We start from the raw sequence: 24,882 nt of genomic DNA on the forward strand, positions 1-24,882 counted from the left end.
TCCGATAACCGGCGATGCCCGTGACGATGGCGCGCTTCGATTCGCGAAAACTAGACGCGCGGACCGCGATCGAGGCGATACCGGCGCACGTCATACGTGGTGATCCACGCGGGCTTGTACACCGTGATCAGAATGATGAGCAGGCCGGTGAAAAGCGCTTCGCCTGCACCGAGCAAGAGGGAGCCGCGCGTAAATGCCGCAGGAATCACGACCGGTCCTCCCGCAAGCGCCATCTCGAGCAGCACGGTCGCGCCGCATGCCGCCGCGACCGCGGCCGCCGACGTGATGAAGCCGTGCCCGGCGATGAACGTGAAGAGGTTGCGCGGCAACAGGACGTTGCTCAGGCGTTGCAGAAGGGTGGAGACCGCAACCGGCAGCGCGCCGAAGAGGATGTACGTGGTCGCGACCGAGAGCCATGAAGCGTCGAGCACGACGGCGGCGAGTCCCGTGGTCGCTGCCGTGCCGATGAGCGCGAGCCGCCAGTCGAACAGCGTGACCATGAGCGTCGCGCCGAGCAGATGAATCACGGGTCCGTCGTCGAACCATGCGTTGCATGCCCACAGCACCGAAACCGCGACGATGATGCCGAGCCACACATTCTGCAAGGTGGCGTCCTGCAGGCGCGCGAAGGGGCGCTGCAGCAGCGCGGGCGCGAGCAGTCCCGCGGCGACGATCCAGCTGCCGACGGTAAGCCAAAGCGGTAGCGGTGTGTAGAAGAACCCCATGCCTTGCATATTACTCGTTGCGCGTAAAACGTGTGCGCAAAGGACGGACCCGTTTGCCTCGTTTGTTGCTAGAACGTCGCTTCCGGCTCAGCGGCCATCGGGAGCGCGGCCGCGTCGTTGTCGAGAAGCGACGGATAACGCGTCTTCGGTCTGCGCAGCGGAATGATTCCCGGCTCGCCCGATATCACGCGCCTCGATCTCTCGTTGCCGCTGCGCAGGATTTCGAGGTGCGAGTTCTGCACGCCGTTGTAAATCGCGACCGCGGCGGCCCGATTCGCCGCGCCCAATTGCTGGAAGATACTCGCAAGGTGAATCTTCACCGTGCCTTCGCTGATGCCCAGCGTCTTTGCAATCACCTTATTCGTGCTGCCCATGTGTACGCAGCGCATGATCTGCTGCTGCCGGGGCGATAAGGTCGGAAGAAGGCGAGTCGTGCGCGGAAGCCTTGCGACGCCTTGTGCACGGCGCGCGGCGAGTTCGAGTGTCAGCTCCGGGTCGACGACGTCGGATGGGATGTAATGGCCACCGAGCAGGACCATCTCCAGCGCGCGAAGAATCAGGATCGGGTCGAGCGCGCGAGGAATGACGCCCATTGCGCCGGCATTCAGAAGCGCATAGACCAGCGCGGCGCCGCAGCGGTCGACCATGATGGACGCGGGCACGCGGGGCACTTCGTCGAGCAGGTTCTGCAAGTCGCCGAGGCGCAGGTTGGGGGCCCAGTCGACCACGATCATGTCTGGGGTGGAGCGTTTCAAGGCGGTGCGGGCTTGTCTCCAGTCCTTTGCCTCGGTGAATTGCGCCTGGCGCGCAATACGGCGCAGCAATGTTTTAAGGCCCGCCCGGCGCTCCGCGTCGGCACCAATAATGTTGATTATCATGCTTTACCTCTTGTCAATACACCCGTAGCCAACGGCTTCGGGACTTCATGCCGCCAGACTTGCCGGCGGCAATAGCTATATTGACAAATTTCCGGTGATTTGGCCCCCTATCCGAACGGCATAGGCATAAATACACAAAACCCCGCGCGAGGGCGGGGTTTGTTGCTTTTAGGCAGCCTTATGGGCTCAGTGAAAATGAGGCTGCGCGGGCTCGGCGTCTTCGGGCATCTCGGCATGGACGATCTCGCCCAGCGGATCGGCATAAAGCGGCACGCCGCAGTCGTCGCAGAACTCCGGTTCGAAGCGTCCGGCGTGACGGCGCACATCGGAGACGCCTGCCTTCTTCAGCAATTCGACGATCTCTTCGACCGGGCCGTTGGCGCCTTCGAGATCGACCGCATCCTCTTCCATGCCCAGCTCGCCGTTTTCACGCCCGTAGAGCGGCCACACGACGCCGTAGATCACGTCGTTGCTGCCGCGCCGCGTGAAACCGATGCGATATTCGTCGATGCGCCGCTCGCCGAAACCGGCGATGACCGCGCGCAGATCCTGCGGCGCGGTGCCGAGCGTATCGAACAGATATCGCACGGCGGTGCGCACGGTGTGCGGGCGAACCTGTTCGTCCGCGTCGCGGCAGGCCGAATAGTAGGCGTCGGGAAGCAGGCACTCGAATTCGCAGCCGGGCAGGATGGCGGCGAAGCTCGGCCCGCCTTGCGCGGCCCACTGCTCAAGACATTGACTTCGTTCGACGCGGCCGCCGTTTTCGTCTTCCTGCCAGCGGAACAAGGCCCCGCCCGCTGGCACGACGACCAGCGCCAGCAGGAATCGCGGGTCGGCGAGAATCGGCGAGGTCTCGGGAAGATCGGCCAGGTTCAGGCGCGCGGCGTTGCCGGTCAGGACGGTTTGCAGCAGCTGTTGCGCGAGGCGCGCCGTGTCGACGTGGTGGCGCGGCAACTGATCGATGCTGTAGAGATAAGGCGCGATCGCCACGCGCGCGCCCGCGGCCAGGACGTGCGCCTGCATCTGCGTGCGCAGCGCATCGACGGCGTCGCCCTTGAGCGCGCCCGAGGGGATCGCATAGCGCGTCCACGCGAGCACGGGCGCCGCCATGAGCAACGCTTCGTGAGGCGCACCGTCGATGTCGATCCTGAACGACTCGCTGTGCGTCTCGGCCATGTCGGCGAGCGCCCCGTAGGCATCGGGATGATTCTGCTGCAGATGGTCGAGCGCGGCGTCGAGCGTCGTCTGATTGCCGTTGCGCACGAGCTTGGCGATGAGGGTGTCGAGGCGCGCTTCCCAGAAGCGGTCCTCGACACGGCTGCCGGACGCGAAAAGCGCGAGAGAGAGGCTGACGAGCTTGTCGGCATCCGGGGGAATACGTTTTGCGATTCGCGAGCGCATATCGATACGAGAGTTATTGGTGCGGTGAACCTTTAATTGTAGTCGCTCCGCGCGCGCTTTTACCGTATGGCGCTGCAGCGGGGCCATCTGCCGTACGGGATCGCGTTCTTGGAAGGATCGAAAAGTTATTTTTCCACACCCCTTGCGGAGGCTCGAATCACTCACTAGAATTCCGTTCCTTCGCGATTCGATGAACGCGAAGGGAGCGGGAGAGCGGCATCGGTTGGTGTGCCTTGCGGTGGTTTGAGGCGCAGTCAGTCGGCAAGAAAACTTCGAAATTCTTGTTGACAGTAACCGAAGCGTTGTTCATAATCTCGTTTCTCTGCTGCAGACAACGCAGCGACGCAAGACGGTGGTGAGGTTGGATGTCTTGCGATGTGCTCTTTAAAAACTAACAGCCGATAAGTGTGGGCGCTTGATAGCGAGTGCGGCTGGTCTTTCGGGATCAGTCATAGCAAAAGTATCAAGAGTCTCACACGAAGTATCAGAGGAAGGTTTTTCTGTTTTAGGACAGAATAATCATCGTCAGTACGTTGAGTGAGCGACCGGTTCTTAACGGAACCGAAAACAGTAACAGGTTTGAACTGAAGAGTTTGATCCTGGCTCAGATTGAACGCTGGCGGCATGCCTTACACATGCAAGTCGAACGGCAGCACGGGGGCAACCCTGGTGGCGAGTGGCGAACGGGTGAGTAATACATCGGAACGTGTCCTGTAGTGGGGGATAGCCCGGCGAAAGCCGGATTAATACCGCATACGACCTAAGGGAGAAAGCGGGGGATCTTCGGACCTCGCGCTATAGGGGCGGCCGATGGCAGATTAGCTAGTTGGTGGGGTAAAGGCCTACCAAGGCGACGATCTGTAGCTGGTCTGAGAGGACGACCAGCCACACTGGGACTGAGACACGGCCCAGACTCCTACGGGAGGCAGCAGTGGGGAATTTTGGACAATGGGGGCAACCCTGATCCAGCAATGCCGCGTGTGTGAAGAAGGCCTTCGGGTTGTAAAGCACTTTTGTCCGGAAAGAAAACTTCGTCCCTAATATGGATGGAGGACGACGGTACCGGAAGAATAAGCACCGGCTAACTACGTGCCAGCAGCCGCGGTAATACGTAGGGTGCGAGCGTTAATCGGAATTACTGGGCGTAAAGCGTGCGCAGGCGGTCTGTTAAGACCGATGTGAAATCCCGGGCTTAACCTGGGAACTGCATTGGTGACTGGCAGGCTTTGAGTATGGCAGAGGGGGGTAGAATTCCACGTGTAGCAGTGAAATGCGTAGAGATGTGGAGGAATACCGATGGCGAAGGCAGCCCCCTGGGCCAATACTGACGCTCATGCACGAAAGCGTGGGGAGCAAACAGGATTAGATACCCTGGTAGTCCACGCCCTAAACGATGTCAACTAGTTGTTGGGGATTCATTTCCTTAGTAACGTAGCTAACGCGTGAAGTTGACCGCCTGGGGAGTACGGTCGCAAGATTAAAACTCAAAGGAATTGACGGGGACCCGCACAAGCGGTGGATGATGTGGATTAATTCGATGCAACGCGAAAAACCTTACCTACCCTTGACATGGTCGGAACCCTGCTGAAAGGTGGGGGTGCTCGAAAGAGAACCGGCGCACAGGTGCTGCATGGCTGTCGTCAGCTCGTGTCGTGAGATGTTGGGTTAAGTCCCGCAACGAGCGCAACCCTTGTCCTTAGTTGCTACGCAAGAGCACTCTAAGGAGACTGCCGGTGACAAACCGGAGGAAGGTGGGGATGACGTCAAGTCCTCATGGCCCTTATGGGTAGGGCTTCACACGTCATACAATGGTCGGAACAGAGGGTTGCCAAGCCGCGAGGTGGAGCCAATCCCAGAAAACCGATCGTAGTCCGGATCGCAGTCTGCAACTCGACTGCGTGAAGCTGGAATCGCTAGTAATCGCGGATCAGCATGCCGCGGTGAATACGTTCCCGGGTCTTGTACACACCGCCCGTCACACCATGGGAGTGGGTTTCACCAGAAGTAGGTAGCCTAACCGCAAGGAGGGCGCTTACCACGGTGGGATTCATGACTGGGGTGAAGTCGTAACAAGGTAGCCGTATCGGAAGGTGCGGCTGGATCACCTCCTTTCTCGAGCTTCGCACTTTAAGTTAAGCGCTCACGCTTATCGGCTGTTGTTTAAGACAGGCTTTGGGTCTGTAGCTCAGTCGGTTAGAGCACCGTCTTGATAAGGCGGGGGTCGATGGTTCGAATCCATCCAGACCCACCACGGTCAGGATGAGTCGATCGCGTGATCGAGCAGACTCGAGAGACTTGGGGGATTAGCTCAGCTGGGAGAGCACCTGCTTTGCAAGCAGGGGGTCGTCGGTTCGATCCCGTCATCCTCCACCAATCCTCAATGCACAGTGTTTCGTGAAGCACTGCGCATTGGCGATTGAAGCCAGTTGATGCTGCAGGAATTGAAGTGATCCTGTCGGCTAAACGTTCTTTAACAATCTGGAAGAAGTAGTAAAGAGACTATCTAAAAGCACTTAGAGATGGGTGCGAGTCGGGTAGTCAGGGTAGTGATTGTATCAAGTATGAAAAGGTAATCGAAAGATTGCTTTGGAATACGGCACAACGCGAATACTCAGCCTATGACGTGGTGAGTCGAGAGACACACTCGTTATAGGGTCAAGCGAACAAGTGCATGTGGTGGATGCCTTGGCGATCACAGGCGATGAAGGACGCGGTAGCCTGCGAAAAGCGGAGGGGAGCTGGCAAACGAGCTTTGATCCTCCGATATCCGAATGGGGAAACCCGGCCCGTATGGGTCACCCGCAACTGAATACATAGGTTGCGTGGAGCGAACGCGGTGAACTGAAACATCTAAGTAACCGCAGGAACAGAAATCAACCGAGATTCCCAAAGTAGTGGCGAGCGAAATGGGACCAGCCTGTACTCTTTATCTATCGTATTAGTCGAACGCTCTGGAAAGTGCGGCCATAGCAGGTGATAGCCCTGTAGACGAAAATAGGATGGAAGAACTAGGGGTACGACAAGTAGGGCGGGACACGTGAAATCCTGTCTGAAGATGGGGGGGGACCATCCTCCAAGGCTAAATACTCGTGATCGACCGATAGTGAACCAGTACCGTGAGGGAAAGGCGAAAAGAACCCCGGGAGGGGAGTGAAATAGATCCTGAAACCGCATGCATACAAACAGTCGGAGCCTCGCAAGGGGTGACGGCGTACCTTTTGTATAATGGGTCAGCGACTTACGTTCAGTAGCGAGCTTAACTGATTAAGGCAGGCGTAGCGAAAGCGAGTCCGAATAGGGCGATCAGTTGCTGGGCGTAGACCCGAAACCAAGTGATCTATCCATGGCCAGGTTGAAGGTGCGGTAACACGTACTGGAGGACCGAACCCACTAACGTTGAAAAGTTAGGGGATGAGCTGTGGATAGGGGTGAAAGGCTAAACAAACTTGGAAATAGCTGGTTCTCTCCGAAAACTATTTAGGTAGTGCCTCGTGTATCACCTTCGGGGGTAGAGCACTGTCATGGTTGTGGGGTCCATTGCGGATTACTACGCCATAGCAAACTCCGAATACCGAAGAGTGCAATCACGGGAGACAGACATCGGGTGCTAACGTCCGGTGTCAAGAGGGAAACAACCCAGACCGCCAGCTAAGGTCCCAAAGATTGGCTAAGTGGGAAACGAAGTGGGAAGGCTAAAACAGTCAGGAGGTTGGCTTAGAAGCAGCCACCCTTTAAAGAAAGCGTAATAGCTCACTGATCGAGTCGTCCTGCGCGGAAGATGTAACGGGGCTCAAGCCAGTCACCGAAGCTGCGGATGCGCACGTAAGTGCGTGTGGTAGGAGAGCGTTCCGTAAGCCTGCGAAGGTGTGTCGAAAGGCATGCTGGAGGTATCGGAAGTGCGAATGCTGACATGAGTAGCGATAAAGGGGGTGAAAAGCCCCCTCGCCGTAAGCCCAAGGTTTCCTACGCAACGTTCATCGGCGTAGGGTGAGTCGGCCCCTAAGGCGAGGCAGAAATGCGTAGCTGATGGGAAGCAGGTCAATATTCCTGCACCATTGTTAGATGCGATGGGGGGACGGATCGCGGAAGGTTGTCCGGGTGTTGGAAGTCCCGGTCGCTGCATTGGAGAAGGTGCTTAGGCAAATCCGGGCACGTAATTCAAGGGTGTGGCGCGAGCTTCTTCGGAAGCGAAGCAATTGGAAGTGGTTCCAAGAAAAGCCTCTAAGCTTCAGTCTAATAGTGACCGTACCGCAAACCGACACAGGTGGGCGAGATGAGTATTCTAAGGCGCTTGAGAGAACTCGGGAGAAGGAACTCGGCAAATTGGTACCGTAACTTCGGGATAAGGTACGCCCTTGTAGCTTGACTGGCCTGCGCCAGGAGGGTGAAAGGGTTGCAATAAACTGGTGGCTGCGACTGTTTAATAAAAACACAGCACTCTGCAAACACGAAAGTGGACGTATAGGGTGTGACGCCTGCCCGGTGCCGGAAGATTAAATGATGGGGTGCAAGCTCTTGATTGAAGTCCCGGTAAACGGCGGCCGTAACTATAACGGTCCTAAGGTAGCGAAATTCCTTGTCGGGTAAGTTCCGACCTGCACGAATGGCGTAACGATGGCCACACTGTCTCCTCCCGAGACTCAGCGAAGTTGAAGTGTTTGTGATGATGCAATCTCCCCGCGGCTAGACGGAAAGACCCCATGAACCTTTACTGTAGCTTTGCATTGGACTTTGAACCGATCTGTGTAGGATAGGTGGGAGGCTATGAAACCAGGACGCTAGTCTTGGTGGAGCCGTCCTTGAAATACCACCCTGGTTTGTTTGAGGTTCTAACCTTGGTCCGTGATCCGGATCGGGGACAGTGCATGGTAGGCAGTTTGACTGGGGCGGTCTCCTCCCAAAGTGTAACGGAGGAGTACGAAGGTACGCTAGGTACGGTCGGAAATCGTGCTGATAGTGCAATGGCATAAGCGTGCTTAACTGCGAGACCGACAAGTCGAGCAGGTGCGAAAGCAGGTCATAGTGATCCGGTGGTTCTGTATGGAAGGGCCATCGCTCAACGGATAAAAGGTACTCTGGGGATAACAGGCTGATACCGCCCAAGAGTTCATATCGACGGCGGTGTTTGGCACCTCGATGTCGGCTCATCTCATCCTGGGGCTGTAGCCGGTCCCAAGGGTATGGCTGTTCGCCATTTAAAGAGGTACGTGAGCTGGGTTTAAAACGTCGTGAGACAGTTTGGTCCCTATCTGCCGTGGGCGTTGGATATTTGAAGGGGGCTGCTCCTAGTACGAGAGGACCGGAGTGGACGAACCTCTGGTGTACCGGTTGTGACGCCAGTCGCATCGCCGGGTAGCTATGTTCGGAAGAGATAACCGCTGAAAGCATCTAAGCGGGAAACTCGCCTTAAGATGAGATATCCCCGGGGCTTCGAGCCCCTTGAAGGGTCGTTCCAGACCAGGACGTTGATAGGTCAGGTGTGTAAGTGCAGTAATGCATTGAGCTAACTGATACTAATTGCCCGTAAGGCTTGATCCTATAACCAGTGTGTCTTCCTGGTTGAGTATCGTTGTGCCACGATCACCACCCCAAACACTGCTACTTCTTCCCAGATTGGCTGTCGCGTCCCCAAGACGACACAGCAACAAGTCATGCCTGATGACCATAGCGAGTCGGTACCACCCCTTCCCATCCCGAACAGGACCGTGAAACGACTCCACGCCGATGATAGTGCGGATACCCGTGTGAAAGTAGGTAATCGTCAGGCTCCTCATGCCGCAAACAAAAACCCCACCCCGCAAAGGTGGGGTTTTTGCGTTGGGCGCGCCGTTTGCGCGACTCTCCAGCGTGCTCCTTCCCTCCGTCAGCGCACGCCTGTCAGCGGTTTACCTTCCCCCGTCAAAATACTGTATAAATATACAGTAAAAGCCATAGGCCATTGTATGCTCGAAGCCATGAGCAGGCCCTTGCATTCGCGCTGGACGGGGGAAACTCATGGGTGCCGCACTTTCACTGCTCGATATCGGGCTGACATCGCATCTGCAGCGTCAGGTCTGGCAGGGCAATCCGATCCACGACCCTGACTCGAACATCACATCGAGCGGCTTTCCGGCGCTCGATGTCGCCTTGCCCGGTGCGGGCTGGATGCCCGGTTCAGTCACCGAATTGCTGATCGAGGAAAGCGGCGTAGGCGAAATCAGGCTACTCGCTCGCACGCTTCGGGAACTGACGGCGAACAAAGGCCGCTCGGTCATCTTCGTTGCGCCGCCGTGGAAGCCCAATCTGGCTGCGTTTCGGACGATGAACATCACGGTGGAGAAACTGGTCTGGGTCAAGGCGCCCGAGGATCAGGTGCTCTGGGCTGCGGAGCAATCCTTGAAACAGGACGGCATCGGCGCTGTGTTGATCTGGCTGCCGCAAGTGCGTCCCGAAGCGCTGCGAAGGCTGCAAGTAGCGGCTCAGGAAGCGCAGTCGCTGGCGTTTCTCTTTCGCCCGCTCAAAGCGGCGAAGCAATCGTCCGCCGCGCCATTGCGCATGGTCTGCAAGCCGATCCTTCCCGCCAACGCGCAGACGATGAATCGCCGCGAATGGATGCAGGCCGTCATGCTCGAAATCGACATCATCAAGCGGCGTGGTCCGCTGCTGGAAAAGCCGTTGCGGTTGAACTTGCCGTTGCAGTTGCCCGCGCTGCCCGAACCTATTCGCCGCGCGCACGTCGGCAGGAAAGCACGAGAGGTCAAACATGTTGTGGATAGCGGTGACATTGCCGCTTTTATCGCTCGAAGCCGTCAAGCCGCCTTCGATGCCCTCAGCGCCGGCGAACTCGACATCGCCTGGAGCGAGCTCGACGGCGAATGACGATATCGATCAGCCATGCTTCGCGCTTGCCGATCACGCTCGCATCCTGATGCCCGATCTCGTCGCGTTTCGGCTCGGCGTGCGGCCCGGCAGCACGCGCGCGCATGCGTTCGCGCTGGCGCCGCAACTGACGCTGCTCGCCGTCGATATCCGCGAAGAGCAACGCGCGCTCGAAGCCGTCGCGCTGGCGCTGCTCGCGTTCACGCCCAAGGTCGTGCTCGCGCATGCGAATACGGTGCTGCTCGAAGTCGGTGCGAGCATGCGGCTCTTCGGTGGATTGCGCGCGTTGCTGTCCAAGGTCGCATCGACGGTGAAAGGATGCGGTTTCACTTCGCGCTCAGGCTGCGCGCCGACCGCGTGGGGCGCGTGGTTGCTGGCGCACGCACGCACGCGCCGTGTCGCGCGGCGCGTGCGGATCGTGAAAGAGACGACGTTGATACATGTGCTCGATGCGCTGCCCGTGTCGCTCGTCCCGTCGGCGCATTCGCACGGCAACGTGTTCGAGCAGATCGGCTGCGCGACGCTCGCCGATTTGCGCCGTTTGCCGCGCAAGGGCGTCGCGCGGCGCTTCGGGCAAGGCGTCCTGCAATGGCTCGCGCAAGCGTACGGGCAGGCGCCCGATCCGCGCGAGGCGTTCTGCGCGCCAGCGTCCTTCGAAGCGCGCCTCGAATTGCAGGCGCGCGTGGAAAGCGCCGACGCGCTGCTGTTCGCCGCCCGCCGTCTCGTGCTGCAACTCTCCGGCTGGCTCTGCGCGCATCATGCGGCGGTCAGTGAATTTTCGTTGCTGCTCGAACATGAACTGGCTGCTCGCCATGCGCCGAAAACATCGATGTTCAAAGTCGCGTGGGCCGTGCCGACGCGCGAAGCCGATCACATCCTCTGGCTGCTGCGCGAGAAGCTGAATCAGACGGCGCTCGCAGCGCCCGTGATCGAGATGAGGCTTCTTGCCGACAAAATCAGCGAGCACGCACCGCCGCCCGACACCCTGTTTCCGATGCCCGGTTCCGACAGCGAATCGATGGCGCAACTGCTCGAACGCCTGAGCGCGCGGCTCGGCGCGGAGAATGTCGTGCAACTGGTCGCGCGGGACGATCACAGGCCCGAAGCGGCGATGACGGTCGAAGCCTATAAGCCTGCGCGTGAGACCAAGCCGAAACGCGGAAAAAAGACGCCGGCAACAATCGCAACACAAGCCAGTGAGCCCGAACCGGAGGAAACGCAAATCCAACCCGGCGAACCACTCGAACTCCCCGATGTCGCGGTGCCTCAGCAACCGCGCCCGGCGTGGATACTCGAAATGCCGCAAAAGCTGATGTTGCGCAACGAGCGGCCGTTCTATCGCCGTCCGTTGAAGCTGATCAGCCGGACCGAGCGCATCGAGGCGGGATGGTGGGACGGCAACGGCGTGCAGCGCGATTACTACGTCGCCGCCGACGACCGCGGCCGCATGTTCTGGCTGTATCGCGAGCGTCTCAGCGGTGACTGGTTCCTGCACGGTTTTTTCGGATGATGCGTGATGGATGATCTGAACGACATCATCGGACTGGATGAAGACACTGGGTTTCCCGGCTCGATGTCGGCGTCGGCGCTATTGCCCGACTATGCCGAGCTGCATTGCCTGAGCAACTTCTCGTTCCTGCGCGGCGCGTCGCATCCGCAGGAGCTGGCCGCGGCCGCGCTCGAACACGGCTATACCGCGCTCGCGATCACGGACGAATGCTCGCTCGCGGGTGTCGTGCGCGCGCATGCCGCGATCAAGGACATCGAAGCGAAAGCGCAAGCCGCAGCTGACGCGGCGCGGGAGGCCGGCGAGCCGCCGCCGAAGAAGCAGAACCTGAAGCTGATCATCGGCAGCGAGTTGCATCTCACCGATGCCAACGGCGAGCCGTTCTGCACGCTCGTCGCGCTCGCGACGAATCGCGCGGGCTACGGCAATCTGTCGGAGCTGATTTCGCTTGCGCGCTCGCGCTCGCCCAAGGGCACATACAGGATCGGTCCGGAAGACTTCACCAATCCCGCCGCCTCCTCCGATACGGCAGACCTGCGGGGCGATATCGCGCATCTGAAGCACTTGCCCGATTGCCTGCTGATTCTCGTGCCGCAGCGCGCAGCGACGCTCGCCGACACGCTCGATCGCGCGCACTGGCTGGCCGGTTTTGCGGCGGGCCGCGCGTGGCTCGCGCTGGAGTTGTGGCAGGACGGCAGCGACGACGAGCGTCTCGCCTCGTCGCGCGTAATCGCCGAAGCAAGCGGATTGCCGCTCGTCGCGGCAAGCGGCGCGCTCATGCATGCGCGTTCGCGCAAGCCTTTGCAGGACACGCTGACCGCGATTCGCCTGAACCGGTCGCTCGCCGAATGCGGTTATGCGCTCGAAGCGAACGCGGAGCGGCATCTGCGCACGCGGCTGCGCATCGGCGCGCTGTATCCGAAAGAGGCGATCAGGGAAACGCTGAAGGTGGCCGCTCGTTGCACTTTCAAACTCGACGAGCTCAAGTACGAATACCCCGAAGAACTGGTGCCGCCCGGCGAAACGCCCGCGAGCTATCTGCGCAAACAGGTGATCGCGGGCGCGCTCAGGCGCTGGCCGAACGGCATGGATGCCGAGACCATCGGTCTCATCGAAAAGGAGCTGGCGCTCGTCGCGAAGCTGGAATACGAGAAGTACTTTCTGACGGTCTACGACATTGTCGCTTTTGCGCGCAGTCAGGGGATTCTGTGTCAGGGGCGCGGCTCGGCGGCGAATTCGATCATCTGCTATTGCCTTTCCATCACCGAGCTCGACCCGGTTCGAATGGACCTGCTGATCGAACGCTTCATTTCGCAGGCGCGCAACGAGCCGCCCGATATCGACGTCGACTTCGAGCATCAGCGGCGCGAGGAGGTCATCCAGTACATCTATCGGAAGTACGGACGACATCGCGCGTCGCTGGCAGCGTCGGTCATCACGTATCACACGCGCAGCGCGCTGAAGGATGTCGGCCGTGCGCTCGGGCTCGATGCATCGCTGATCGAGCGGATCGGCAAGTCGCAGCAGTGGTGGGACGGGCCGTCGGCGGTGGCGGGCTATCTCAGGGAAGCGGGCTTTAGCGAGGACTCGCACGTCACGAAGCATCTCATCCGGCTGACGCGCGAACTGCGCGGTTTTCCGCGGCATCTGTCGCAGCACGTCGGCGGGTTCGTGATCGCGCGGGAACGTCTGTCGCGGCTCGTGCCGATCGAAAACGCGGCGATGAAAGACCGCTGCGTGATCCAGTGGGACAAGGACGATATCGATCAGTTGAAACTTCTGAAAGTGGACGTGCTCGCGCTCGGCATGCTCTCGGCGATCCGGCGCGCGCTCGAATTCGTCGCGCTGCGGCGCGGCGTGCCGGGCTTCGGCATCCAGCACATCCGCCGCGAAGACAAAGCCGTCTACGAGATGTGCTGCCGCGCGGACACGATCGGCGTGTTTCAGATCGAATCGCGCGCGCAGCAGAGCATGCTGCCGCGCTTGCGGCCGCAGAAATACTACGACCTCGTGATCGAAGTGGCGATCGTGCGGCCCGGCCCGATTCAGGGCGGCATGGTGCATCCGTATCTGCGTCGCAAGCAGGGGCTCGAAGAGGAGGAGTATCCGAAAGAGGAATTGCGGCCGGTGCTCGGCCGCACGCTCGGCGTGCCGATCTTTCAGGAACAGGTGATGAAGCTCGCGATGGTCGCGGCGGGCTACACGGCGGAACAGGCCGATCAATTGCGCCGCGCGATGGCCGCCTGGCGTCGCGGCGGCTACCTGGAAGCCTATCAGGCCGATCTGATGAAGAAGATGCTCGCACGCGGCTACGAGCACGATTTCGCCTCGCGCGTGTGCAAGCAGATCGAGGGCTTCGGCGAATACGGCTTTCCGGAGAGTCATTCGGCGAGCTTCGCGCTGCTCGTCTATCTCAGCGCGTGGATCAAGCGTTACGAACCCGCGGCGTTTCTGGCCGGCCTGCTGAACAGCCAGCCGCTCGGGTTTTATTCGCCTTCGCAACTCGTGCAGGACGCGCGGCGTCACGGCGTGGCGGTGTTCGCGCCCGATGTTTCACTGAGCGACTGGGAATCGGTGCTGGAAACGCGCGCGGGCGAAGGCGAGCGCATCGCGTTCGATGACGGCAAGGAGCGGCGGCGCCAGCAGTTCTATGGCATGCCGTTGCCGGATCAGGTGTTTCGCAAGACCGTGCGGCGCGGCGCGCGCAGGCTCAGAAAGCGCGTCGAACTGGATGGGCGCCGATACGGCGCGAGCGGGCCGGGCGTGCGCATCGGGTTGAGTCTCATCAAGGGTCTGCAGCAAGCCGCCGCCGAGCGCATCATGGCCGCGCGCGCACAGGCGCCATTCATCGATGTCGACGATCTCACGCGCCGCGCCGCCTTGTCGCGCCGCGATCTCGAAGCGCTCGCGGCGGGCAATGCGCTCGCGAGCATCGCAGGGCATCGGCGTCAGGCGTGGTGGGCGGTCACGGCGCAGCAGCGCGCGCCGGAATTGCTGCGCGACGCGCCGATGACCGAAGCGCCGCTTTTGCTGCCGGAAGCACCGGAAGGCCGCGAAATCGTCGATGACTACGCGAGTCTCGGGCTCACGCTCAATCGTCATCCGCTTGCGCTTTTGCGCTCGAAACTCGCGCGCATGCGCTTCAAGACCGCCGAGGAACTCGCTCATCACAAGAGCGGGCGCTTCGTGCGGGCATGCGGCATCGTGACGGTGCGGCAGCGGCCGGGCACGGCGAACGGCACGATCTTTGTCTCGATCGAAGACGAAACCGGCGCGATCAACGTGATCGTCTGGCCGGGGCTCGTCGAGAAGCAGCGCAAGGTGCTGCTAGGGGCGTCGCTGCTCGGCGTGCACGGCGTCTGGCAAATGGAAGGCGAGGTGCGGCATCTGGTGGCGCAGCGGCTCGAAGACCATAGCGCGCTGCTCGGCCGCCTGGCCGCGCCGAGCCGCGATTTTCACTGATCCGGCACGTCCGGATAATTTGCGAGCAGCCCGGCGATCGCGATGTCGAACGCCGTGCGCCGGCCGATGCCGAGCGTCTCCAGGCGGCCGGAATCGAGATGACAGTCGCGCGGGCGCGGCGTCGCATCGGTTGGCGTGTGTTGCGCGACGAGCTTCGCGTCCACGTTCAGCACACGCGCGATGCGCCTGGCGATATCGAATTTCGTCATCGGTTCATCGCCGGACCAGTGCGTGATGCCGGAGATCGTCGCGCCTTTCGCGTGATGTTCGAGCAGGCCGCGGATCACGACGGCGACATCGCACGTCAAGGTGGGATAGCGCGTCGCCCAGGCATCCATCGGCGCGGGCGGGTTTGCCGGATCGGCGGATCTGACGATGGCGGGCGTGAGGCACGTCACCGCCGACTCGTTCCAGTCGGTGAACGGCCCGTAGAGCAACGGCAGGCGCAGCACGCAGGCGGCGGGATCGCTCGCGAGCAGGGCGCGTTCGCCGTCCAGCTTGCTTTGCCCGTACGCGTTGAGCGGCGCGGGCGTGGCGTCGGGGAGATAGGGCGGGGCGGCACCGTCGAAGACGTAGTCGGTCGAGATCGACAACACCCACGCGCCGAGCATGCGCGCTTCGGCCGCGATCACGCGCAAGGCATCGACGTTCAACGCGCGCGCGAGCGCCGGATCGTTCTCGCAGATATCCGGACGCCGCTCCGCTGCCGCGACGACGATCGCGTCGGGCGCAAGTTCGCGAAGAAACGCGCGCACCGCGTCGTGGTCCAGCAAATCGAGTTTCACGCGCCGGGCGTCGGCGCGGCTGCGGGCGGTCTGCACGACGCGCCAGTCCTTCGCGCCGGGCGCGCTCGTCAGTTCGCCGGCAATGGCGCGGCCGAGCAGCCCCGACGCGCCGATGAGTGCGACAGTAAAGCGCTCGCCCGTCCTCATGCCGACGCGATACCGACGACCGTATAACCGGCCTCGTCGATGGCCTCTTTCAGCGCATCGTTCGATTGCGCCGACTCGACCGCGACGCGGCCGCGCTCCAGATCGACGCGAACCTGCGCCTGCGGATCGATTTCCTGAATCGAGCGCGTCACGGCCGCGACGCAGTGCTGGCAACTCATGCCTTGAACTTCGAATTCGGTCATTGCGGTTTCCTCTTGAAAAGACGTCGATCGATGACATCGTATACCTTGCCATCGTGGGAAGGTGTAGAGTCGGAATGACATTTTTTCGGAGCAGACCATGAACATTGGCGAAGCGGCCCGCGCCTCGGGCGTCACGGCGAAGATGATTCGCTACTACGAGAGCGTCGGCTTGCTCAATCCGGTCGGCCGGACGTCGTCGGGATATCGCGTTTATGGCGACCAGGAGGTGCACGCGCTGCGCTTCGTGCGGCAGGCGCGCAGGCTCGGTTTTCTCGTCGAGGATATTCGGAAGTTGCTGGCGCTTTGGCAGGACCGGTCGCGGGCGAGCGCCGAGGTCAAGTCCATCGCGCTCGAGCATGTCGCGGAACTGGACCGGCGCATTGCCGAACTGACCGAAATGCGCGACACGCTGTCGCATCTGGCAAAGAACTGCCACGGCGATACGCGGCCGGATTGCCCGATTTTGGATGGGCTCGCGCAGTGATGCCCAAATTGGGTGCAATGGATGAGCGAAAAAACGGGTAATCCTCCGAGAAATCAGCCGCTTGAAGCAAGGATCCGGCCTGCACCATTCCGAAACCGAATGCACACTATTCAAGCATTTCACTACCACAACGCAGATGTTCTCCTCTATAATCCGGGTATTCCCTAGTACGGGTAATCCCTGACCCCGAAATGCCAGGGACTTTTAAAGACCTTGGAGAACATCATGTTTGCATTCCTGATCGAAAAACTGAGCATCTGGTTTGAAGCCGCCGAGCAGCGCCGCCGCGAAGCGTTCCTTGCGCAATCGACGGACATCGTCCAGCTCGAACAGCGCATCCGCTCGCTCGAAACGAACGGCTACAACGCGTAAGCGTTTCGTTCCTGGCGCCAGGCGCCGAACGTAAAATCGAAAAGCCCCGCAACGCGGGGCTTTTGTTTTGGTGCCCGTTCAGCGGCGGGCGCAACGCGGGCCTTTGGCCTCAATGCTTTGGCGGATGCTGCTCCAGCCATTGCTTCATGAACGCGATTTCCTTGTTCTGCGCGGCGATGACGTCTTTCGCCAGCTTGCGCAGCTTCGCGTCCTTGCCGTACTTCAGCTCGACCTTCGCCATTTCCACCGCGCCCTGATGGTGCGGGATCATGTGCGCGACGAAATCCCGATCGGCGTCGCCCGTGTATTCGATGCTGGACATGCCCGTCATCATCTTCTGATCGGCGGCCTGGAATGCCGCGGTGGACGAGGTGTCCGTGGGCTTGGGCGCGTGTTGCTCCATGTTCATGCCGGGCATCGCATCGCTTGCCGGCGCGGCGGTTTGCGCGAGAGCGCTGGCGCTACAGAGGGCGGTGAAGATGGCAAGCGCAATTCTCGTTGATTTCATCGTTTCTCCTGTGAGGGGCGGATCGCGTGCTCGTACCGAGCTAGAACGCCTAGCTTAAAGCTTGCCATCGGGGTAAGGTAAAGCGGTTTCGTCTATATAAAGAGCGCGCGATGCCAGGCCACATCAACGACACGACGAATAGCCGTTTGCGTAACTCCCTTGCGCGAATTGCGCGCATCGCCCCCGCGTTCGCGGTGGCTTTGCTCGGCTCGCAACTGGCGCTGGCCAAGCCGGGCGGCGAGCCGCTCGTGCTCGATACGCAAACCGGCATTCACAGCGGCGTGAGCGGAACCGTACTTCAAAGCGGACCGCTCGGCGGACCCGGCATGGTGCCGATGGCCACGCTGCCCGGACTGCCGCAGCAGCCGGACCCACCCATCGTGGTCTCGCCTTATGTGGAATATGGCGGGCAGAACAGCGTCCCGGTACAGCCCGGATATCCGGGGCGTCCCAGGGTTCCGCGCACGCCTTATCCCTGATGCTCCAGCCTGAATGAGGCGTTGCCGTCCTCACCGAGCGCGTCGACGAGATACGGGAGCGACTCTTTCAGCGCCTTCGTCAGCGTGTACGGCGGATTGACGACGAACATGCCGCTGCCGAAGAGGCCGAAGCCGTCCGTCGGCGGTTTCTTCACGGTCAGGGACGCGTGCAGCCAGTTGTCCGGCTGCACGGCTTTCAATTGATCGGCGAAGCGCTGCGATTCCATGCGCGTGACGATCGGGTACCACACCGCATACGTGCCCGTCGCGAAACGCTTGAGGCTTTCTTCGAGGCACGTGAGCGTGCGCGCGTAGTCGCGCTTGTCTTCGTACGAAGGGTCGATCAGCACGAGCGCCCGGCGCGGCGGCGGCGGGAGAATCGCCTTGATGCCGTCGAAGCCGTCGCCGTCGTAGATCATTGCGCGGCGGCCGGCGTCGCGAAAATTGTGGCGCAGCACATCGATCTCCGTGCTGTGCAGTTCGAAAAGACGCATGCGATCCTGCTCGCGCATCGTGCGCCAGGCGAGATACGGCGAACCGGGATAAAAACGCAGACCGCCGTCGGGATTCAGCGCCTTCACTTCATCGACGTAATCCGCCAGCAGCGGCGGCAGATCGTCCCGATCCCATAGCTTTCCGATGCCCGTCTCGAACTCCGCGTTCTTCGTGGCGAAGCCTTCCGTCAGCGAGTAGACGCCCGCGCCGGCGTGCGTGTCGATGTACCAGTACGATTTGTCCTTGAGGCCGAGATAGCGAAGCATCTGAATGACGATCGCGTGTTTCAGCACATCGGCGTGATTGCCCGCATGAAAGGCGTGACGATAACTAAGCATGAAAAGCCGGAATGAAGGCGTGCAGGAAAGAGGTCTATTTTAGCCGACGTCATTCCGGTTCGATGTCGCCGTGCGCAGTACCTTGCTGCGGCGCACCGCGTCTTTATGCACAATAGCCGCTCGCGTACGATCGCAATAGCCGGCCAAACGGAAAACTCGGAAGTCCCACCAGACTTAAGGAGGTTCGCATGTCATCAAACGGTAAGCTCGACGGCAAGACCGCGGTCGTCACGGGCGCGGCGAGCGGCATCGGCCGCGCGATCGCATTGACGCTCGCGGATGCCGGCGCTGCAATCGCCATCGCGGATCTGAATCAGACGGGCGCGGACGCGGTCGCGGCCGAAATCCGCGGCAAAGGCGGCAAGGCCATCGGCCTCGCGATGGACGTGACGAACGAGGACGCGGTGAATCAGGGCATCGATCGGGTCGCCGCGGAATTCGGCGCGGTGGATATTCTCGTGTCGAACGCGGGCATCCAGATCGTCAATCCCATCGAAAACTACGCCTACGCCGACTGGAAGAAGATGATGGCCATCCATGTCGACGGCGCGTTCCTCACCACGAAAGCCGCGCTGAAGCACATGTACAAGGACGATCGCGGCGGCGTCGTGATCTACCTGGGCTCGGTGCACTCGCACGAAGCCTCGCCGCTCAAGTCCGCCTATGTGACCGCGAAGCACGGACTGCTCGGCCTCGCTCGCGTGCTCGCGAAAGAGGGCGCGCGGCACAACGTGCGCTCGCACGTCGTCTGTCCGGGCTTCGTGCGCACGCCGCTCGTCGACAAGCAGATTCCCGAGCAGGCGAAGGAACTGAAGATCAGCGAAGAAGAAGTCGTCCGGCGCGTGATGCTGGGCGGCACGGTGGACGGCGTGTTTACGACCGTCGAGGATGTCGCGCAGACGGTGCTCTTCCTGTCCGCATTCGAGACTGCGGCGCTGACGGGGCAATCGTTCGTCGTCAGTCACGGCTGGTTCATGCAGTAACAAGGCGAGGACGCATGGCAGAAAACGACCAAACCGGCGTCCTGCAAGGGACGCAGCCGCAAGAATGCATCCACTTGCCGCCCTACGAAACGATCGCGCTGATGCTTCAGGGTGGCGGCGCGCTCGGCGCTTATCAGGCGGGCGTCTATCAGGGGCTTCACGAGGCGGACATCCACCCGAACTGGATCGCCGGCATCTCGATCGGCGCGCTCAACACCGCGATCATCGCCGGCAATGCGCCGGAGCATCGCGTGACGCGTCTTCTGGAATTCTGGGAGACGATCTGCCAGCCCGCCTTCGGTTTCCCGCTCCCGGCGTTCATCGAGCGCGCGCTGTTCGATTCCGCCGACGACGTGCGCAAGGCGTTCACGGCGCTGCAGGCGTTCGGCGCGCTCGTCGAAGGGCAAAAGGGCTTTTTCGTTCCGCGATTTCCGCCGCCATCGCCGATCACGTCGAGCTCGCCTCAAACCGCGAGCTATTACGATACGACGCCGCTCAAGGCGACGCTCGAGCGTCTTTGTGACTTCGATCGCATCAATTCCGGCGAGACGCGGGTGTCGGTCGGTGCGGTGAACGTCGCGACAGGCAATTTCGCCTACTTCGACAACACACAGATCACCTTGCGGGCGGAGCATTTCATCGCTTCGGGCGCGCTGCCGCCGGGTTTCGCCGCCGTGGAGATCGACGGCCAGTTCTACTGGGACGGCGGCCTGATGTCGAATACGCCGCTCTACGAGGTCGCGCAGACCACGCCGCGCCGCGATACGCTCGCTTTCCAGGTCGATCTGTGGAGCGCGCGCGGGCCGCTGCCGGACAGCATCGTCGACGTGATGGGGCGCATGAAGGACGTGCAGTTTTCGAGTCGCACGCGCCTCGTCACGGATCAGATGCAGCGCGCCCAGCGCTACCGCAACGTCTTGCAGCACGTGCTCGATCTCGTGCCCGAAGAGGTCCGCAAGCGTGACGAATGGTGCCGGCTCGCCGCCGACCTTGCGTGCTCCAAGCGCTACAACATCATTCACCTGATCTATCGGCACAAAGAATACGAGGGCCACTACAAGGACTATCAGTTCGGCTTCTCGACGATGCGCGAGCACTGGGAAAGCGGCCTCGCCGACATTCGCCGCACCCTCGCGCACCGCGACTGGTTGGACATGCCCAACGGCGAATCGCGCTTCGTCACGCACGACATTCACCGCGGCGAATAGGGGCGTTCGGGCGGAAAAGTGTGCCGCTTTGTATAATCCGGGACGCATTGCGGCGCTTCCGGGCATCGTCCGGGCGCCGCGCATAACCACTTTTTCTGCCTGATGAAATCGATCGCGGTCTGCTTCGTCTGTCTCGGCAACATCTGCCGCTCGCCCAGCGCGGAAGCGGTGATGCGCGATCTCGTCGAGCGCGCGAAGCTCGCCGAGCGTATCGTGATCGACTCGGCGGGAACCGGCGACTGGCATATTGGCGAGCCGCCCGACGAGCGCGCCCGCAAGGCGGCGAAAAAGCGCGGCTACGATCTGTCGAACCTGCGCGGCCGGCAGGTCGCCCCCGACGATTTCGCGCGTTTCGATCTCTTCATCGTCATGGACGACGCTAATGCGACCGCGCTGACGGCGGTCTGCCCGCCCGAGCATCGAGACAAGATTCGTCTGCTGATGGAATTCGCGACGCGCGACGACAGCCGCGTGGTCGTCGATCCGTACTTTGGCGGCGAGGAAGGCTTCGAAAAAGTGCTCGATCAGTGCGAAGACGCCTGCGAAGGCCTGCTGAAGGCGTTGCGCGCTCAATTGACGGCTTGAGTTGACAGCCTTAGCGCACGCCTCGCGCGCAGGCATGAAAAAACTCAATTAAAAAACTACTTATCGCGCCCGAGATACTTGACTAAAACTGTGGGATATTTATACTTGACGAAAATCATCGAGTATTAGCGGTAGCCCCCAATTATGAGACTCACCACGAAAGGCCGTTTCGCCGTCACGGCGATGATCGACCTGGCGTTGCGCCAGGAGCAGGGCCCGGTGACGCTGGCAGGCATCAGTCAGCGCCAGCGCATCTCGCTTTCCTACCTCGAACAGCTCTTCGGCAAGCTGCGGCGGCATGAGATCGTCGAATCGGTCCGCGGGCCGGGCGGCGGCTACAACCTCGCGCGTCGCGCCGAGAACGTCACGGTGGCCGACATCATCATCGCGGTGGACGAGCCGATCGACGCTACGCAATGCGGCGGCAAGGGCACGTGCGAAGGCACGAAGCAGCACGACGGCCATTGCATGACGCACGAGCTCTGGGCGACGCTCAATCAGAAGATGGTCGAGTATCTCGACTCCGTCTCGCTGAAGGATCTCGTCGACCAGCAGCGCGCACGCGAAGGCTCGTCGGCGGTGCTGCGCGACCGGCGCACCGAATCCGCTGGCGCCGAAGCCGCGCGCGTCGTGCCCAAGGGCCCGAATTCCATTTTCAACCTGGCCGGATGACCACCGCGTCGCGCCGGCACGCGCCGTGCGCGAGAGACAACGAGCGTCCCAGCCAAGAGCTTTGACCGATTTTCCGGAGCGACTGATGAACAACGATATTCCCCACCTGCCCATTTACATGGACTACAGCGCGACGACGCCCGTCGATCCGCGCGTGGTGGACAAGATGATCCCGTATCTTCGCGAGCAGTTCGGCAATCCGGCCTCGCGCAGCCACCAGTACGGCTGGGATGCGGAGCGTGCAGTCGAGGAAGCGCGCGAGAACGTCGCGGCGCTCGTCAACTGCGACCCGCGCGAGATCATCTGGACCTCGGGTGCGACGGAATCGGACAACCTCGCCATCAAGGGCGCGGCGCACTTCTATAAGAGCAAGGGCAAGCACATCATCACCGTGAAAACCGAGCACAAGGCCGTGCTCGACACCACGCGTGAGCTCGAGCGCGAAGGCTACGAAGTCACGTATCTCGACGTGAAGGACGACGGTCTCATCGACCTGGACAAGTTCAAGGCGGCGCTGCGCCCGGACACGATCCTCGTTTCCGTGATGAGCGTGAACAACGAGATCGGCGTGATCCAGGACATCGAGGCGATCGGCGAGATCACGCGCGAGAAGGGCATCATTTTCCACGTCGATGCGGCGCAGGCCACCGGCAAGATCACCATCGACCTGCAAAAGCTCAAGGTCGATCTGATGTCGTTCTCGGCGCACAAGACCTACGGCCCGAAGGGTATCGGCGCGCTGTACGTGCGTCGCAAGCCGCGCGTGCGCATCGAAGCGCAGATGCACGGCGGCGGTCACGAGCGCGGCATGCGTTCGGGCACGCTGGCTACGCATCAGATCGTCGGCATGGGCGAGGCGTTTCGCATCGCGCGTGAAGAAATGGCCACCGAGAACGAGCGAATCCGCATGCTGCGCGATCGCCTGCTCAAGGGGCTGCAGGATATCGAAGAGGTGTACGTCAACGGCGACATGGAGCGCCGCGTGCCGCACAACCTCAATATCAGCTTCAACTTCGTCGAAGGCGAATCGCTGATCATGGCGGTGAAGGACGTCGCGGTGTCGTCGGGTTCGGCGTGCACGTCGGCGTCGCTGGAGCCGTCTTACGTGCTGCGCGCGCTCGGCCGCAACGACGAACTCGCGCACAGCTCGATCCGTTTCACGGTCGGCCGTTTCACCACCGAGCAGGACGTCGATTACGTGATCAACCTGCTGAAGAGCAAGATCGCGAAGCTGCGCGATCTGTCGCCGCTCTGGGAAATGCACAAGGACGGCATCGACATCTCGACCATCCAGTGGGCCGCGCACTAAGCGACACGCGTCACCGAATAAAGGAGAGTTTGAATCATGGCTTATAGCGACAAGGTTCTGGACCATTACGAAAACCCGCGCAACGTCGGCTCGTTCTCGAAAGACGACGACACCGTCGGCACTGGCATGGTCGGCGCGCCCGCATGCGGCGACGTGATGAAGCTGCAGATTCGCGTCGGCGCGGACGGCGTGATCGAGGACGCGAAGTTCAAGACGTACGGCTGCGGCTCCGCGATCGCATCGAGCTCGCTCGTCACTGAATGGGTGAAGGGCAAGACGCTGGATCAGGCGCTCACGATCAAGAACACGCAGATCGCCGAAGAACTGGCGCTGCCGCCGGTGAAGATCCACTGCTCGATCCTCGCGGAAGACGCGATCAAGGCAGCGGTCGCCGACTACAAGCAGCGTCATGGCGCCGCGGCGCCGGAAGCGACGGCGCAAGCCAAGCAAGCGGCAGCGTAATGTAAGCGACGGGCGCCGTTCGCGGCGCCCCGACGAAGAGAAGCGCGAAGAGAAGCGGATGACTATGGCAATCACGTTGACGGATAAAGCGGCACAACACGTGCAAAAGTATCTGACGCGGCGCGGCAAGGGCGTCGGCCTTCGGCTGGGCGTGCGCACGACGGGCTGTTCGGGTCTGGCCTACAAGCTCGAATACGTCGATGAGCTCGCGCCGGAGGACACCGTGTTCGAGTCGGCGGGCGTGAAGATCATCATCGATCCGAAGAGCCTTCCGTATCTCGACGGCACCGAACTGGACTTCGCCCGCGAAGGCCTGAACGAGGGCTTCAAGTTCAATAACCCGAACGCGAAGGACGAGTGCGGCTGCGGCGAATCGTTCCGCATATGACGTGCAAGACGCCGGCGGCATCGGCAAAAGAGGCGGCGCGTGCCGCCTTTTTCATTCGCGCACACTGAAAACCTTAAGACAGCATGGCCTCGCTCACCGACAGTCACTTCGATCTCTTTCATCTGCCGCCGACCTTCGCCGTCGATCAGGAGAAGCTCGACGACGCCTATCGCACCGTGCAGGCGCAAGTGCATCCGGACCGTTTCGCCGCGGCCGGCGACGCCCAGAAGCGCGTCGCGATGCAATGGGCGACGCACGCAAACGAGGCGTATCAGACGCTGCGCGATCCGTTGAAGCGCGCGCGCTACATGTTGAAGCAGCGCGGCGTCGATGTCGGCGCGGAGAACAACACCGCGATGGAACCGGCTTTTCTCATGCAGCAGATGGAATGGCGCGAAAATATCGAGGATGCGGCGGGCGCGAAGAATATCGGCGCGCTCGAAGCATTGCTCGACGAACTGCGCGACGAAGAGCGCGTGCGCTTCACGAAGCTCGCGGCGCTGATCGACAGCAACTCGGATCAGGCGGCGGGCGAAGCGGTGCGTCAGTTGATGTTCATCGAACGCGTGGCGCATGAGATCGGCGCGCAAATCGAGCGGCTCGAACACGTATAAACACGCCGCACCACACCCC

Annotated in this window: 21 protein-coding genes, 2 tRNA genes and 3 rRNA genes; 19 read left to right on the forward strand and 7 right to left on the reverse strand. The window is 61.2% G+C overall.

Annotated features, from left to right (window positions below):
• Positions 1 to 50: 50 nt before the first annotated feature.
• From LY284_RS03260 to LY284_RS03270, 3 genes are all read right to left on the reverse strand, one after another.
• Positions 51 to 725, reverse strand: a complete 675-nt coding sequence (locus LY284_RS03260; RefSeq protein WP_014191735.1) for an energy-coupling factor ABC transporter permease — start codon at positions 723 to 725, stop codon at positions 51 to 53.
• Positions 726 to 793: 68 nt separating this feature from the next.
• Complete coding sequence (locus tag LY284_RS03265; RefSeq protein WP_014191734.1) at positions 794 to 1,603, reverse strand: response regulator transcription factor; 810 nt, start codon at positions 1,601 to 1,603, stop codon at positions 794 to 796.
• Between the two features lie 186 nt (positions 1,604 to 1,789).
• The gene (locus LY284_RS03270; protein ID WP_014191733.1) at positions 1,790 to 3,004 is read right to left on the reverse strand and encodes a DUF2863 family protein; all 1,215 of its coding nucleotides are present in this window, start codon (positions 3,002 to 3,004) and stop codon (positions 1,790 to 1,792) included.
• Between the two features lie 581 nt (positions 3,005 to 3,585).
• Here LY284_RS03270 and LY284_RS03275 point away from each other — a divergent pair.
• From LY284_RS03275 to LY284_RS03310, 8 genes are all read left to right on the forward strand, one after another.
• Positions 3,586 to 5,116 (forward strand): 16S ribosomal RNA (locus LY284_RS03275).
• 62 nt (positions 5,117 to 5,178) lie between these two features.
• Positions 5,179 to 5,255: transfer RNA gene (locus LY284_RS03280), tRNA-Ile, on the forward strand.
• A 46-nt stretch (positions 5,256 to 5,301) separates the two neighbouring features.
• Positions 5,302 to 5,377, forward strand: a tRNA-Ala gene (locus tag LY284_RS03285).
• A gap of 280 nt (positions 5,378 to 5,657) precedes the next feature.
• Positions 5,658 to 8,542, forward strand: a 23S ribosomal RNA gene (locus tag LY284_RS03290).
• Between the two features lie 116 nt (positions 8,543 to 8,658).
• A 5S ribosomal RNA gene (gene rrf, locus LY284_RS03295) occupies positions 8,659 to 8,771 on the forward strand.
• Together the 16S, 23S and 5S rRNA genes with 2 tRNA genes alongside form the textbook arrangement of a ribosomal RNA operon.
• A gap of 227 nt (positions 8,772 to 8,998) precedes the next feature.
• Entirely contained in the window at positions 8,999 to 9,862 is an 864-nt protein-coding gene (gene imuA / locus LY284_RS03300; RefSeq protein ID WP_014191732.1) for a translesion DNA synthesis-associated protein ImuA, read from the forward strand.
• Entirely contained in the window at positions 9,807 to 11,372 is a 1,566-nt protein-coding gene (locus tag LY284_RS03305; RefSeq protein WP_041730485.1) for a DNA polymerase Y family protein, read from the forward strand. Before imuA ends, LY284_RS03305 begins: the two co-directional genes overlap by 56 nt.
• Positions 11,373 to 11,378: 6 nt before the next feature.
• The gene (locus tag LY284_RS03310) at positions 11,379 to 14,831 is read left to right on the forward strand and encodes an error-prone DNA polymerase (protein WP_375294227.1); all 3,453 of its coding nucleotides are present in this window, start codon (positions 11,379 to 11,381) and stop codon (positions 14,829 to 14,831) included.
• Here LY284_RS03310 and LY284_RS03315 read toward each other — a convergent pair.
• Together LY284_RS03315 and LY284_RS03320 are read right to left on the reverse strand one after the other, a co-directional pair.
• On the reverse strand, positions 14,825 to 15,763 hold the full coding sequence (locus tag LY284_RS03315; protein WP_014191729.1) for an SDR family oxidoreductase: 939 nt from the start codon (positions 15,761 to 15,763) through the stop codon (positions 14,825 to 14,827). The two genes, LY284_RS03310 and LY284_RS03315, sit on opposite strands and share 7 nt — an antisense overlap.
• On the reverse strand, positions 15,760 to 15,966 hold the full coding sequence (locus LY284_RS03320; protein ID WP_014191728.1) for a heavy-metal-associated domain-containing protein: 207 nt from the start codon (positions 15,964 to 15,966) through the stop codon (positions 15,760 to 15,762). Before LY284_RS03320 ends, LY284_RS03315 begins: the two co-directional genes overlap by 4 nt.
• A gap of 97 nt (positions 15,967 to 16,063) precedes the next feature.
• Between LY284_RS03320 and cueR the strand changes: the two genes are divergently transcribed.
• Together cueR and LY284_RS03330 are read left to right on the forward strand one after the other, a co-directional pair.
• The gene (cueR, locus tag LY284_RS03325) at positions 16,064 to 16,450 is read left to right on the forward strand and encodes a Cu(I)-responsive transcriptional regulator (RefSeq protein WP_014191727.1); all 387 of its coding nucleotides are present in this window, start codon (positions 16,064 to 16,066) and stop codon (positions 16,448 to 16,450) included.
• A 225-nt stretch (positions 16,451 to 16,675) separates the two neighbouring features.
• Positions 16,676 to 16,822, forward strand: a complete 147-nt coding sequence (locus LY284_RS03330; RefSeq protein WP_014191726.1) for a DUF3563 family protein — start codon at positions 16,676 to 16,678, stop codon at positions 16,820 to 16,822.
• A gap of 109 nt (positions 16,823 to 16,931) precedes the next feature.
• Here LY284_RS03330 and LY284_RS03335 read toward each other — a convergent pair whose 3' ends face one another.
• Positions 16,932 to 17,330, reverse strand: a complete 399-nt coding sequence (locus tag LY284_RS03335; RefSeq protein WP_045450761.1) for a DUF305 domain-containing protein — start codon at positions 17,328 to 17,330, stop codon at positions 16,932 to 16,934.
• 110 nt (positions 17,331 to 17,440) lie between these two features.
• On the opposite strand from LY284_RS03335, the gene LY284_RS03340 reads away from it, so the two are divergent.
• Positions 17,441 to 17,809, forward strand: a complete 369-nt coding sequence (locus LY284_RS03340; protein WP_050878292.1) for a hypothetical protein — start codon at positions 17,441 to 17,443, stop codon at positions 17,807 to 17,809.
• On the opposite strand, the gene LY284_RS03345 is transcribed toward LY284_RS03340, so the two are convergent.
• The gene (locus LY284_RS03345) at positions 17,800 to 18,642 is read right to left on the reverse strand and encodes a 23S rRNA (adenine(2030)-N(6))-methyltransferase RlmJ (protein WP_014191723.1); all 843 of its coding nucleotides are present in this window, start codon (positions 18,640 to 18,642) and stop codon (positions 17,800 to 17,802) included. The two genes, LY284_RS03340 and LY284_RS03345, sit on opposite strands and share 10 nt — an antisense overlap.
• Before the next feature lie 188 nt (positions 18,643 to 18,830).
• Here LY284_RS03345 and LY284_RS03350 point away from each other — a divergent pair, with 188 nt between their 5' ends.
• The 8 genes from LY284_RS03350 (at position 18,831) to hscB (ending at position 24,863) form a co-directional block, all read left to right on the forward strand.
• The gene (locus LY284_RS03350) at positions 18,831 to 19,625 is read left to right on the forward strand and encodes a 3-hydroxybutyrate dehydrogenase (RefSeq protein WP_014191722.1); all 795 of its coding nucleotides are present in this window, start codon (positions 18,831 to 18,833) and stop codon (positions 19,623 to 19,625) included.
• Positions 19,626 to 19,639: 14 nt separating this feature from the next.
• Positions 19,640 to 20,833 carry a patatin-like phospholipase family protein gene (locus LY284_RS03355; protein WP_233384518.1) on the forward strand — a complete coding sequence of 398 codons (1,194 nt, stop codon included), beginning with the start codon at positions 19,640 to 19,642 and terminating at the stop codon, positions 20,831 to 20,833.
• A gap of 102 nt (positions 20,834 to 20,935) precedes the next feature.
• Positions 20,936 to 21,418 (forward strand): low molecular weight protein-tyrosine-phosphatase, encoded by a 483-nt coding sequence (locus LY284_RS03360; RefSeq protein ID WP_014191720.1) that lies wholly within the window; start codon positions 20,936 to 20,938, stop codon positions 21,416 to 21,418.
• A 144-nt stretch (positions 21,419 to 21,562) separates the two neighbouring features.
• Positions 21,563 to 22,090 carry a Fe-S cluster assembly transcriptional regulator IscR gene (iscR, locus tag LY284_RS03365; protein WP_014191719.1) on the forward strand — a complete coding sequence of 176 codons (528 nt, stop codon included), beginning with the start codon at positions 21,563 to 21,565 and terminating at the stop codon, positions 22,088 to 22,090.
• Between the two features lie 85 nt (positions 22,091 to 22,175).
• Complete coding sequence (locus LY284_RS03370; protein WP_014191718.1) at positions 22,176 to 23,399, forward strand: IscS subfamily cysteine desulfurase; 1,224 nt, start codon at positions 22,176 to 22,178, stop codon at positions 23,397 to 23,399.
• A 36-nt stretch (positions 23,400 to 23,435) separates the two neighbouring features.
• Entirely contained in the window at positions 23,436 to 23,861 is a 426-nt protein-coding gene (iscU, locus tag LY284_RS03375) for a Fe-S cluster assembly scaffold IscU (protein WP_014191717.1), read from the forward strand.
• A gap of 64 nt (positions 23,862 to 23,925) precedes the next feature.
• Positions 23,926 to 24,249, forward strand: coding sequence for an iron-sulfur cluster assembly protein IscA (gene iscA / locus LY284_RS03380; RefSeq protein ID WP_014191716.1), 324 nt, complete (start codon positions 23,926 to 23,928; stop codon positions 24,247 to 24,249).
• Positions 24,250 to 24,332: 83 nt separating this feature from the next.
• Positions 24,333 to 24,863, forward strand: a complete 531-nt coding sequence (gene hscB, locus LY284_RS03385) for a Fe-S protein assembly co-chaperone HscB (protein WP_014191715.1) — start codon at positions 24,333 to 24,335, stop codon at positions 24,861 to 24,863.
• Positions 24,864 to 24,882: the final 19 nt, after the last annotated feature.

Origin of the sequence: Caballeronia sp. PC1 (assembly GCF_021353155.1) — a bacterium.
Lineage (GTDB): Bacteria > Pseudomonadota > Gammaproteobacteria > Burkholderiales > Burkholderiaceae > Caballeronia > Caballeronia cordobensis.